Raw genomic sequence first — 12,188 nt, 5'->3', positions numbered from 1 at the left:
TGTCGAAGGGCCGTCCTTTATCTTTGACGACGCAGAAGGAAGAACAGTGCTTCGACAAGCTCAGCACGAACGGATGAGAGGGTAGCGATGACCGCAGCAAAGAAAACCGCGCTCGTCGTCGCCCCCGGCCGCGGCACCTATGGCAAGAACGAACTCGGCAGCATCGCGCGGCTCCACGGCGCGCGCTTTGCCGACCTCATCGCCAATTTCGACGCCCAGCGCACCGAGCGCGGCCAGCCGACGGTCACCGAACTCGACGGCGCCGACCGCTTCAGCGTCGCGACCCATATGCGCGGCGATGTCGCGGCGCCGCTGATCTACACCGCCACCGCGCTCGATTATCTCAGCATCGACCGCGACAGGTTCGACGTGGTCGCGGTCGCGGGCAATTCGATGGGCTGGTATAGCGCGCTCGCGCTCGGCGGCGCGGTGTCGGTCGCCGACGGCTTTCGCATCAGCAACGCGATGGGCCTCAACAGCCAGACGCACGGCCCCGGCGGGCAGATATTGCTGCAGGTCGTCGACGAGGACTGGCGCCCCGTTCCGGGCCTGCGCGACCGGCTGCTCGACCTCGTCGCGTCCATCGCGGCGCGCGCCGGCCACGCCCTCGCGCTGTCGATCGATCTCGCGGGCATGCTCGTCCTCGCGGGCAATGAGGAAGGCCTCGCCGCGCTGCTCGCCGAGGCACCGCCGACCCCCGGCCGCGATCCGCTGCGCCTCGCGGGCCACGGCCCCTTCCATACGCCGCTGATGTTCGGCAGCTCGGACAAGGCGAAGGCCGAACTCCCCGCCTCGCTCTTCGTCGCCCCCGCGATCCCGATGGTCGATGGCCGCGGCCATATCTGGCGGCGCTTCGCCAGCGATCCCGCCCAGGTCTGGGACTATAGCTTCGGCCACCAGATCCTCGCGCCTTACGACTTCGCGCTGTCGGTGCAGGTCGCGGTCAAGGAATTCGCCCCCGACGTCGTCATCCTGCCCGGCCCCGGCGACACGCTCGGCGGCGCGATCGCGCAGTCGCTGATCGGCATCGAATGGCAGGGGATCGCCGGCAAGGCCGACTTCATGGCGCGGCAGGCGTCGGACCCGATCCTGCTGTCGATGGGCCGCGCCGAACAGCGCGCGCTGGTCATGCGGTAGGAGTCGCCCGTTGGGGCCGGCGAAGGGGGACCCTCGCCGGCCCCGCCGGTGGTTGGAACGGCCGCGTGGGTGGCTTGGCCGCGCGATCGAACGGCAGCGCCCCCGGGGACCAACTCAGGGGCACGGCGCCGTTCATCCTGTCTTTAGGACGCTTGCCGGTCCCGCGGTCGCGCCGCGGCGGCGATCATGCTCCGTAACGGACCATGTCGGGCGCCGGGCCCGCTCCCATTTCGGCCATAAAGCGCAGCCGCAGCAGCTCGGCGATGCTCCCCGCTTCGGCGCGGCGCATGATGTTCGCGCGGTGCACCTCGACCGTGCGCGGGCTGAGTTCGAGCCTGCGGGCAATGGCCTTATTGCCCAGCCCCGCCGCGATCGCATCGAGGATATCCTGCTCGCGCGGGGTCAGCGCCGCCAGCCGCGCGGTCGCCTCGCGCCGCCGCGTCTCGGCCTGCCGGCGCAGCCGCCATTCGTCGATCGCGGCGTCGATCGCCGGGCGCACCCGCCGCGGGTCGAGCGGCGCGGGCAGCAGGTCATAGGCGCCGCCGCGCAGGACCGTGCGCGCTTCGGCCATGCCCAGCCGCTCGGCGGCGACGAGCAGCACGATGTCGGGCCGCCCGCAGATGCGCTCGAGCAACGCCGCGCCGCCGGTGCATCCCGGCTGGTCCCAGTGCATCAGCACGATGCCACCCGCCGCCTCGGCGCCTGCCGCCAGATAATCGTCGGCGCTCGCAAAGCCGCGCACGACGCGCGGCACCCCCGCGACGAGCGCGCGGAAACAGGCGCTGCGCTCGATCGCGTCGGGCAATATCAGCTGGATCTGGCCATGGTCCTCGCTCACCCCTCCCTGCTGCCGTGCCCGGCCGCGCGCGGACAGCGCAGATACTTCCGCGCCGGCGCCAGATCGGAGAAGAGGGATTGCGCGATCCCTATCGGGCCGCGGCGGGGCGGAGTATCTGAATTGTGAGCGTTGGTGACCCCTACGGGAATCGAACCCGTGTTTCAGCCGTGAGAGGGCCGCGTCCTGACCGCTAGACGAAGGGGCCGCGCAAGCGACCGCCGATGGTGACCCCTACGGGACTCGAACCCGTGTTTTCGCCGTGAAAGGGCGACGTCCTAGACCGCTAGACGAAGGGGCCGTCGTTCGGTGAGCGGGCGCCTTAGACTCGCATATCGGCGCGGTCAAGCGCTTCGCTGCGCCGCCATGGTCAATCGGCCCAGGCGGCATCCTCGAGATGCAGCTCGGCGGCGGGGCGGCTGCCCCAATCGTCGCGTTTCGCGCGCCCCGCGAGCCAGAGCTTGCGCCCGCGCGCGTGGAGCAAGGTCTGCCCCAGCTCGGTCTCGGCGCTGCGAAAGGCGATCGCCTTGAAGCGCGCGCCGTCGTCGCCCGACACGATCAGCCGGACATGGTCGGTGCCGACGATCCCCGCCTCGACGATTCGCACCGGTCCGGTCGCGACGCGCGGCGCGGGCCAGCCGGCGCCGTACGGCCCGGCGCTCTCGATCGCCTCGCACCACAAAGGCGAGATGCCGCGCGGCGCCAGCACCGCATCGATCAGCAGCGCGCGGTCGCTGCTCGCGCGCTCGACGTCGGCCGCCAGCCGTTCGTTGAGGAAAGCGCCGAGCGCATCGAGCTTGTCCGCCGCGACGGTCAGCCCCGCCGCCATCGCATGCCCGCCACCCGCGATCAGCAGGCCCGATTCCTTGGCGGCGAGGATCGCGGCGCCCAGGTCGACGCCCGAAATCGAGCGCCCCGACCCCTTGCCGATGCCGTCCTCGTCCAGCGCAATCACGATCGCCGGGCGATGGAGCTTTTCCTTCAGCCGCCCCGCGACGATGCCGATCACCCCGGGGTGCCAGCCGGGTCCCGCGACGATCGCGACCGGCGCGTTGGCGGCGCGCTCGCTCATCGCCATCGCCTCGTCGAGCACGCCGGCCTCGATCGCACGGCGCTCCTCGTTGAGGCGGTTGAGCTCCTGCGAAATCTCCGCCGCTTCGTCGGGGTCCGACGTGGTGAGCAGCCGCACGCCGAGGTCGGATTTGCCGACGCGCCCGCCCGCGTTGATCCGCGGCCCCAGCGCGAAGCCCATGTCGGTCGCGGTCGGCGCCTTGGTCAGCCGCGCCGCGTCCATCAGCGCGGCGAGCCCGATATTGCCGCGCCGTGCCATGATCTTCAGCCCCTGCGTCACCAGCGCGCGGTTGAAGCCGGTCAGCCGCGCGACATCGGCGACGGTGCCGAGCGCGACGAGGTCGAGCAGCTCGATCAGCACCGGCTCGCTGCGATTCGCGAAAAAGCCGCGCGTGCGAAGCTCGCGGAGAAGCGCTGCGCCGAGCAGGAAGGCGACCCCGACCGCCGCCAGATTGCCGTGCATCGCGGCATCGGGCACCTCGTCGAGGCGGTTGGGGTTCACCACCGCAAAGGCGGCCGGGAGCGTGGTCGCGCATTGGTGATGGTCGACGATGATCGTCTCGACCCCCGCTGCATTGGCCTCGGCGATCGCCTCGAACGCCTGCGCGCCGCAATCGACGGTGACGACCAGCTTCGATCCCGCCTCGCCGATCTTCACCAGCGCCGCCCCCGACGGGCCATAGCCCTCCATCAGCCGGTCGGGGATATAGGCGCCGACCGGGACATCGAGGTCGCGCAGCAGCCGCACGAGCAGCGCCGCGGAGGTTGCGCCGTCGACGTCATAATCGCCGAAGATGGTGATCGCTTGCCTATCCTCGACGGCGTCGGCGAGGCGCGCTGCGGCGACATCCATGTCCTTGAACAGCGCCGGGTCGGGCATGAAGCCGCGCAAGGTCGGCACCCGCTGGCGATCGAGATCGTCACGCGGCACCCCGCGCGCGAGCAGCAATTGCGTGACGAGGTCGTCGGGCGCCAGATTCTCCGACGCCATATCGGCGCTCGCGCGGCGCCAATGCCACGGCTGCCCGGCGATCGAGCGCGTGATACCCAGAGCGGTGTCGGTCATGCCCGTGCTTTGGCGGTCAGGATGCGTGCGCGCAACTCTTCCGCGACGCCGCGCGGGATCGCCGGGATTTCATGGCTCGCGAGCGAACTGCCCCCGGGCACCCCGAACACCAGGGTCGCAAGGCCCAGCGGGCGCAGGATGAAGTCGGTCTTGAGGTCGGCGCTCTGCACCGACGCGTGCGGCAGCAGGGTCGTCTTGGGCTTCCACATGCCGCGCCGGATCGCGACGCGGTCGCCCAGATCGACCCAGCGGTGGAAGCGCGCCCCGAACAACGAGCCCAGCGCGATCAGCACGCCGATGATCGGCCCGAGCCAGCCGAGCGGCTGCCCGAACGACACCGCGGTCAGCCCGCCGAGCGTCGCGCCGGTCGCACCGACAAAACCGCCGAGCGCGACGATGCGGTGGCTATGCTGCCAGCCCGCGTCGTCGCCCGGCCGCGCGATCGCGATCTCGGCCAGCACCGGGTCGATCTCGGCCAGCCTGGCAAAGGGGACGACCTCATGGTCCTTCTCCTTGCCCCCGTCGCTCGCCAGGCTCTGAAGCCGCAGTTGGTGCCAGCCGAAGCGTTTCCGGAACCAGCCGGTGACGAGGATCGCCGCCTGCACGCGGCGCACCGGGATCGCGACGTCGGTGCGCGTCGTCAGCCCGCGCGTGCGGCGCAGCGATTTGGGCTCGCGCGCCAGGCGGAACCCCCAGTTCGCGAAGGCCATCGTCGCGATGCCGCTGACGAAGCCGATCAGCAGCAGCGAGAAAAGCGCGCCCAGCCCCGCGACCCAGCGGTGCGCGATCACCCATTGGTCGAGCCCATATTGCCCCGCTAGGTCGATCCAGTCGCCGGGATCGAACATGTTGAAGTCGAAGGGCAGCAGGTCGTCGAAGAACTGCATCGCCGCGCCGACCACCGCGAGCGCGGCGAGCGAGAAGTTGAACAGCCCCGCGACCAGCAGCCGGCGCGGCCCCATCGCAAAGAGCAGCCGGTCCTCCTCTTCGGCAGGCGCAGCGACGGGCGCCGCATCGCCCACCGTAGCCGCCGCCGTAGCCGCGGGCGCCGCCCCCGCGCCGCTGCGATGCGCGCGGATCGTCGTGCGCAGCGCCTGCGCGGCTTCGAGCGAGATCGCGTCGAGATTGGCCTCATTCTCCTTGCCCGCGCCGCCCGCGCCGGTCTCGAACCCGACCTTGGCGATGCCGAGCGCGCGCGCGACCAGCCCCTGTTCGATGCCGACGTCCTGGATGCGGTCGAAGGGGATGGTGCGGTGCTGGCGCGACAGGACCCCGCTCTCGATCACCACCGCGTCGTCGCCGACGAGGAAGCGGAAGCGCAGCCAGTTCAACCAGGCAAAGGCCAGCGAGATGACGAGATAGGCGAGGACCGCCGGCACGATCCAGATCCATTTGCCGACCACGCCCAACCCCACGACCGCGGGCAGAAAGTTGATGCTGCGCGGCCCCAGCTTGACGATCGCCAGCGCCAGCGTCGCGGGGTGCAGCCGCTGCCAGTCGGCATCGTCGCCGGCGGGTGGGGGGGCAACGGGCGGGGCAGCGGCAGGATCGGCGGTGATACTCTCGCTCATGCGAAATCGGTCTGGATATGGCGGCGGATCGTCTCGCGCATCGCGGCGGCCAGGTCGGCGGGCAGGCCGGGCAGGGTGACCGTGCTGTTGTGCGTGCCCGAGGTATGGACGATCAGGTGCGACAGCCCGAACCAGCGCTCGACCGGCCCCTGCCCGACGTCGATATGCTGGACGCGCACGAAGGGCACGATCGTGTCGGTGCGGAACATCCAGCCGCGCGCGACGCGCAGCTGCCCCTCGCCGATCCGGTAGCCCCAGCGCTGCATGCGCCGCGCCGGGAAGCTGACGATCATCACGATCGCGATCAGCCAGGCGAGCGCGGTGATCAGCCCGTACGGCCCTTCGAGATGCCGGATCAGCAGCGCGTCGAACACGCTCGCGGCGATCGCCAGCGGCACCATGTTGAGCGCGGTCGTGACGCGCAGCACATGCGCATAGCGCCGGTCGACGGGGTCGAGCCCCTCGACCGCGTTGCTCGCATCGGGGTCGAAGGGGTCGGTCGGGTGCGCGGGGGCGACGGTGTCGGTCATGATGCTCCGTTAGTCGGTCGGGGGGTCAGGGGACAACCACATTGAAACGCGGGTCGGCGGGCGGGTGCAGCGCGAACCACGACAGGAATGCCATTCGGTCGCCGTCGATCTTTATGGCGCCCGACTGCATCAGCGCCGGGAATTGCGCCTGCCCCAGCATGACGTCGTCGAGCGTCTTGCGGTCGATGCTGATCGTCGCGGTCGGCGCGGGGTCGGTCCAGCCATAGCGCGGGAACTCGACCCCGCCGCCGACCACCACCGCGACCGTCTCCTTGCTGTCGGGCAAAACGAACTGGAACGTTCCTTTCAGGCCGCTGCCCTTGGCGGCGTCGAAGCGCGTCGCGAGTGCGTCGAAAAACACCGCGGTCGGGATCGCGCTGACGAAGCTGCGGCTCTGACCATTACCCGACACGCCATCGACCGCATTGCCGCGCAGGCTCGCGGCGGCCGCCAGATAATAGTTGCGCCACGCTCCGGACTCGGCCTGATAGCCGAGCTGGTCGTATGCCGAGGCCAATGCCGACCGCGCATCCCTATTCTCGGGCTCGGCGAACACCAGCTTGTTCAGCAATTCGGCCGCCCAGCGATACTCGCCCGCCGCAATGGCCTTCTTTCCCGTCGACAGCAATTTGTCGGCGCCGCCGGCGAGTTCGACATATTTGGGTGCCGACTGTTCGGGCGGGATCGGGTTGAAATTGGCGGGATTGCCGTCCCACCAGCCGAAATAGCGCTGATAGACCGCCTTCATGTCGTGGTTCAGCGTGCCATAATAGCCGCGCGTCGCAAAATCGCGGCCCTGCACCGGCGCCTCGGCGGTCTGGTCGGCGAGCTCGTGCAGCGTCGCGCCGCGATTGGCGAGAAAGAGCGTGCGGTCGTGGACATAACGATAGGCGTCGCGCTGGTTCGCGAGCAGGTCGCTCACCTCGGCGGCGCCCCACGTCGGCCAGTGGTGCGACGCCATCGCCACCTCGGCCTTGCCGCCCCATTTGACCAGCGTGGCGTCGATCACCTTCGACCAGTGCAGCGCATCGCGCACCTGCGCCCCGCGCAGGGTCAGCACATTGTGCAGCGTGTGCGTCACCACCTCGGTCGTATGCAAGGCCTTATAGGCGGGAATGTAGAAGACGAACTCCGACGGCGCCTCGGTCCCGCCGGCGTCGAGGAAGTCGAACGCCAGCCCGTCGATCGTCAGCGTGCCCCCCTGTTCGCCCAGGGTCTCGGTCGGCTCCATATAGCCGATCGTGCCCGACGACAGCTTGGGCCCCAGCCCGGTGTCGACCTGCCCCGCGGGCCCGGGCGCGAGGATCGACCCGAACATATAGAGTGCGCGCCGCCCCATCGCGGTCCCCGCGAGGACATTTTCGGCGGTTGCTTCCTCCGAAAAACCGTGCGGCGCGACGATGCGGATCTTGTCCTTCCTGACCTGCTCGGGGGTGACGATGCCGCCGACCCCGCCGAAATGGTCGCTATGGCTGTGGCTGAAGATCACCGCCCTGATCGGCTTCCTGCCCTCCTTCGCCTCGACCGTGTCGGCAAAGAGCTTCCACCCTGCCGCCGCGGCTTCCTCGGACAGCAAGGGATCGACGATGATCCACCCCGACTTGCCGCGGATGATCGTCATCACCGAGATGTCATAGCCGCGCAGCTGCCAGATCTTGCCCGGCACCACCTCGAACAGCCCGTGCACCGCGTCGAGCCGCGCCTGCCGCCACAGCGACGGGTTCACGGTATCGGGCGCCTCGGCCGCGTTCAGAAACGCATAGGGCCGCCGGTCCCACACCGTCTTGCCGTCGCTGGTCAGGATCACCCCGCCCGGAATCTCGGCGAGCTTGCCGCGCGTCGCATTGGCCATGTCGCGCGGGTCATCGAGCGGCAGGCGCTTCGCCAGCTCGGCCTGCGCGGTACGCGTTGCCTCGCTCGCCGCGTCCTGCGCGGCGGCGGTCAGCGGCAGGCTCGCCGCGAGCAGCAGCAGCGTCAATCGGCGCATGACATGTCTCCCCCTCTTTGGAGGGCAGCTTGCGCGCCGCGCCGCGGCTTGGCAAGCATCGGCGCATGACCGACGCGCCGCACCTCCTGATCGCCTGGCACAGCCGCACCGGCGGCAGCGAAGCCCTCGCGCGCGCCGCCGCCGAGGGGGCGGAGGCGGCAAGGCTGGTCGTGGCGGCGGATGTGACTCCGGGCGACCTGCTCGCGGCCGGCGGCTATCTTTTCGTCGGCCCCGAAAATCTCGCCGCGCTGTCGGGCGCGATGAAGGAGATGTTCGACCGCAACTATTATCCGTGCCTGGGCAAGCTCGAAGGCCGCCCCTATGCGACGATCATCTGCGCCGGGTCGGATGGCGAGAATGCCCAGCGCCAGCTCGACCGCATCGCCACCGGCTGGCGGCTCAAGCGCGTCGCCGACCCGATGATCGTCAACACCGCGGCGCAGACCCCCGAAGCGATCCTCGCGCCCAAGACGATCCCGGAGAGCCGCCTCGCCGAAGCGCGCGACTTGGGGGCTGCGCTGGCGGAGGGGTTGGCGGCGGGGATATTCTGAAAAAGCCGATCCTCCCCGGAACGGGGAGGGGGACCATCGAAGATGGTGGAGGGGCACAGGAGGCGCGCACCGCGCCCGACCGCATGTGCCCCTCCACCACCCTGCGGGTGGTCCCCCTCCCCCGTCGGGGGAGGATCGTGTCATTCCGCACACCCCCGCCAATGATCGGCCAGCTTCGCCTTCCAGCTCGCTTCACCATAGCCGGTCCGGATCAGCCGCAGCCGGAAATCGCGATATTCTTTATGGTTCGCGAGCGGCAATCGCGCCTCGAGCAGCACCCCCGACCGCGTATCGAACCAGAAGCTCCCGTTCCCGGCGGCACCCGAAGCGCGATAACGCACCGCCGGCCCGCCGAAATGCCGCGTGCGCTTCGCCCCGGACAAGGTCATCCGCCCCCGATTGGTGAAATCGAAGCCGTCGTCGGTGCTCAGGATCAGCGGCAGGTCGAACGAAAAACTCGCTCCTGCCCCGATCTCCTTCGGCGGATAGGCCGCCATATCGGCAAAATCGAAATCATAGACCCGCCACGGCGAACGCACCGCGACATCGAAAGCGGGCGCCGCATCGCGCGTGCCGGCGCGGACCTGCAACCGGCCGCCGTCGGCGCTCGTCGTCAGCCACGCAAAAGCCTCCTGCGTCAATTCGCGCGTCAGCCGCCCGCCGACCAGCGCCACCGCCTGCCCGCTCGCGCGATCGATCTCGGCGGTGACATAGGCCGCGTTGGTGCAGCGCGACTTTTCCTTCATCACCGCGACGCGTCCCGGCGCTTCGGCAAAGACGTAAATATCCTCGGCCTCGCTGCCGTCGCCGTTGGTGCGGCGATAATGATGCACCGGCCGCAGATCGGCGGCGGGAGCGGCAAGGGCGAGCAACAGCGACAGCATCACATACTCCAACTGTATTGTAATAATAATACAGCTGGAGTTGCGAGGCAAGCACGCCCTGGCGATGGCCCGCTCAGAAACTCACCGTAGCATTGAAGCTGTTATAGATCGCATCGCCATTGCGCGGGGCGTTGGGGGCGTCGCGCAGGAATCGTCCCTTGGCGAGCAGCAGCCCGCTCCATTCGAGCCGCAGGCGCTTGGGGATCAGCCAGTAACGCAGCCGGGCTTCGACCTGATGCCCCGCGAACCGCCCCGAACCGCCGCTCGCATCGCGAACGCCGGTCGTCGAGAAGCTGTCGAAGCGCGACGCGAGCCACAGCGGACGATAGGCGATGAAGCTGTCGAGCCGTTTCGAAGGCGCCATCTCGAGGCGCAGCGCCGGCGAGACCAGATTGGCGCGGCCGATGGCGTTATAGAGCCCCGCCGGTGCGAGCTCGCCCCGGCGCATGCCGAACAGCGTGTCGAAGCGCCCGAACTTCGCCCCGCGCCCGTCGCCGCTGGCATAGTCGAATTCCAGCGACAACCGCGGCGACCAGCGATGGCGAAAGCTGTATCCCGCCTCGAGATGCGCAAACCATGCCGACACGCCCTGCGACGGCGCGGTTGGTATCAGGCTGCTGCTGATCGTCCCGACCTGATGGATGGTCTCGCTCTCATAATCCCAGCGGCCCGGCGCGGGGTCGCGATAGAAACGCAGCCCGACGGTGTCGAGCGACCGGTCGCGCGTCGGGCGTCGCGGTGCGTCGCGCTCGCCGAGATGATAGAAGGAGAATTCCAGCGCGGGCCCCTTGTCGCCCAGCCTTTGGGTCGCCAGTCCGCCCCACAGGACAAGGTCGAAACTCTCGCGATCGAACCGCACCTCATTGTCGTCGATCGACGCGCGATCGTCGGGCAGGCGGACCTGCGGCAGCGCATAGATCAGCGTCGCCGACGTGCCGCCGCCGAGGCCAAGATCGGCGCTCAGCCCGGTATAGCCGTTGGTGGTGTTGCGATAGTCGTCGGCGGCGACCAAGCGGCGCGACCCGAGGTTGAGCGTGAAGCGGCCCGCCTGAAGCCCGAGGCGTGTCTCCTTGCCGAACGCGCCCGGAATCTCGTACCCGACATAAGCCTGCACGAGCTCGGCCGCATTGACCTCGCCCGTGGTCACCGGGGTGCCTGGATCGCCGCCATAGACCCGGCTGTCGTAAAGCTCGCCGCCGATGCGAAACCGGCCGCTGCGATATTCGGCGCCAAGGATGGTGCGCAGGTTCAGCAGGTCGTCGGATTCGTTGAAGCCGGTTCGCGCCTGGCCATCGATGCTTTCGTAGCGAAGCCGCACGCTCCCCGTGACGGTCAGCCCGTCCTCGGCAAAAGCGGGGACCGAAAAGGCGAGGAAAAGGGGAAGGGAGAGATATCGCAAGCAAACCTCCTCATCTCCGGAACTCGGAGACAAACAGGCAACGCTTGAGCGCGAAGGCGCTTGTCCGGGAGGTTGCATCGCCCCGGTGGATTCACCCTAGGATGAATGACCATCGGCGGCAAGCGGGGACGGCTGGCGCCGGGTCACCGGGCGGCCGCGACCCGTCTCACCCCAGCCGGTGCTCGCCCGTCACCCAGCGTACCGTGCCCGACGAGGCGCGCATCACCACCGTCTCGGTGGTCATCACCCCGTCGCGGCGGTGCTTCACCCCGCGCAGCAGCGACCCGTCGGTCACCCCGGTCGCGGCGAAGATCACGTCGCCCTTGGCGAGGTCCTCGAGGTCGTAGACGCGGTCGAGGTCCTCGACGCCCCATTTGGCCGCGCGCCGCCGCTCGTCGTCGTTGCGAAACAGCAGCCGGCCCTTGAACTGCCCGCCGACGCAGCGCAGCGCCGCCGCCGCGAGCACGCCCTCGGGCGCGCCGCCGCTGCCCATATAGATATCGATATTGGTCTCGGGGTTGGTCGTCGCGATCACGCCGGCGACGTCGCCGTCGGGGATCAGTGCGACGCCGCAGCCCAGCGCGCGCAGCTCGGCGATCATCGCCTCGTGGCGCGGCCGGTCGAGCACGCACACCATGATCTCCCGGGCGCTGCAGCCCTTTTCGCGCGCCACCGCTTCGACATTCTCGCGGATGCTGTTGCCGAAATGGACGATGTTCGGCGAGTAACCGGGGCCGACCGCCAGCTTGTCCATATAGACGTCAGGGGCGTTGAGCAGGCAGCCTTCTTCCGCGATCGCGAGTACCGCGAGCGCGTTGGGCCCCGCCTTGGCGGTGATCGTCGTGCCTTCGAGCGGGTCGACCGCGATGTCGATCTTCGGCCCCTTGCCCGGCGCATTGCCGACCTTTTCGCCGATGAACAGCATCGGCGCCTCGTCGCGCTCGCCCTCGCCGATGACGATCGTGCCGTCCATATACAGGTCGTTGAACGCGTCGCGCATCGCCTCGACCGCGGCGGCATCGGCCGCCTTTTCGTCGCCGCGCCCGATCAGCTTGGCGGCGGCGATCGCCGCGGCTTCGGTGACGCGCACCATTTCGAGCACGAGCACCCGGTCGAGATTGCTGCCGGTCTTCGTCATGTCGCTCACTCTCCGTCTT

At 69.3% G+C, this 12,188-nt stretch carries 10 protein-coding genes and 2 tRNA genes; 2 read left to right on the top strand and 10 right to left on the bottom strand.

From position 1 onward, the window contains the following. The first annotated feature begins 87 nt into the window (after positions 1-87). The gene (locus AC1RNQ_RS20170) at positions 88-1,137 is read left to right on the top strand and encodes an ACP S-malonyltransferase (RefSeq protein ID WP_493174070.1); all 1,050 of its coding nucleotides are present in this window, start codon (positions 88-90) and stop codon (positions 1,135-1,137) included. 184 nt (positions 1,138-1,321) lie between these two features. On the opposite strand, the gene AC1RNQ_RS20165 is transcribed toward AC1RNQ_RS20170, so the two are convergent. From AC1RNQ_RS20165 to AC1RNQ_RS20135, 7 genes are all read right to left on the bottom strand, one after another. After that, positions 1,322-1,975: a response regulator transcription factor gene (locus AC1RNQ_RS20165; RefSeq protein ID WP_493174068.1), complete on the bottom strand. Its 654-nt coding sequence runs from the start codon at positions 1,973-1,975 to the stop codon at positions 1,322-1,324. Between the two features lie 130 nt (positions 1,976-2,105). Beyond that, positions 2,106-2,180, bottom strand: a tRNA-Glu gene (locus AC1RNQ_RS20160). 17 nt (positions 2,181-2,197) lie between these two features. Beyond that, positions 2,198-2,273, bottom strand: a tRNA-Glu gene (locus AC1RNQ_RS20155). Positions 2,274-2,342: 69 nt separating this feature from the next. Further along, entirely contained in the window at positions 2,343-4,109 is a 1,767-nt protein-coding gene (recJ, locus tag AC1RNQ_RS20150; protein ID WP_493174066.1) for a single-stranded-DNA-specific exonuclease RecJ, read from the bottom strand. Further along, positions 4,106-5,680: a PH domain-containing protein gene (locus tag AC1RNQ_RS20145; protein WP_493174064.1), complete on the bottom strand. Its 1,575-nt coding sequence runs from the start codon at positions 5,678-5,680 to the stop codon at positions 4,106-4,108. The genes recJ and AC1RNQ_RS20145 overlap by 4 nt, the downstream gene beginning before the upstream one ends. Next, on the bottom strand, positions 5,677-6,210 hold the full coding sequence (locus AC1RNQ_RS20140) for a PH domain-containing protein (protein WP_493174062.1): 534 nt from the start codon (positions 6,208-6,210) through the stop codon (positions 5,677-5,679). The genes AC1RNQ_RS20145 and AC1RNQ_RS20140 overlap by 4 nt, the downstream gene beginning before the upstream one ends. 25 nt (positions 6,211-6,235) lie before the next feature. Beyond that, the gene (locus AC1RNQ_RS20135) at positions 6,236-8,197 is read right to left on the bottom strand and encodes an alkyl/aryl-sulfatase (protein WP_493174060.1); all 1,962 of its coding nucleotides are present in this window, start codon (positions 8,195-8,197) and stop codon (positions 6,236-6,238) included. Positions 8,198-8,262: 65 nt separating this feature from the next. On the opposite strand from AC1RNQ_RS20135, the gene AC1RNQ_RS20130 reads away from it, so the two are divergent. Then, positions 8,263-8,748: a flavodoxin family protein gene (locus tag AC1RNQ_RS20130; RefSeq protein ID WP_493174058.1), complete on the top strand. Its 486-nt coding sequence runs from the start codon at positions 8,263-8,265 to the stop codon at positions 8,746-8,748. Between the two features lie 140 nt (positions 8,749-8,888). On the opposite strand, the gene AC1RNQ_RS20125 is transcribed toward AC1RNQ_RS20130, so the two are convergent. The 3 genes from AC1RNQ_RS20125 to glpX all read right to left on the bottom strand — a co-directional run bounded on the left by AC1RNQ_RS20125 (position 8,889) and on the right by glpX (position 12,169). Next, positions 8,889-9,632, bottom strand: coding sequence for a hypothetical protein (locus tag AC1RNQ_RS20125; protein WP_493174056.1), 744 nt, complete (start codon positions 9,630-9,632; stop codon positions 8,889-8,891). A gap of 73 nt (positions 9,633-9,705) precedes the next feature. Then, positions 9,706-11,031: an alginate export family protein gene (locus AC1RNQ_RS20120; protein ID WP_493174054.1), complete on the bottom strand. Its 1,326-nt coding sequence runs from the start codon at positions 11,029-11,031 to the stop codon at positions 9,706-9,708. 166 nt (positions 11,032-11,197) lie between these two features. Continuing rightward, positions 11,198-12,169 (bottom strand): class II fructose-bisphosphatase, encoded by a 972-nt coding sequence (glpX, locus tag AC1RNQ_RS20115; protein WP_493174052.1) that lies wholly within the window; start codon positions 12,167-12,169, stop codon positions 11,198-11,200. Positions 12,170-12,188 lie beyond the last annotated feature (19 nt).

The sequence above is a fragment of the Sphingopyxis sp. GW821-FHT12F08 genome (genome assembly GCF_058806755.1).
Note: the sequence above shows the minus strand (reverse complement) of the source record. Positions and strands in the feature narration are given on the sequence as shown.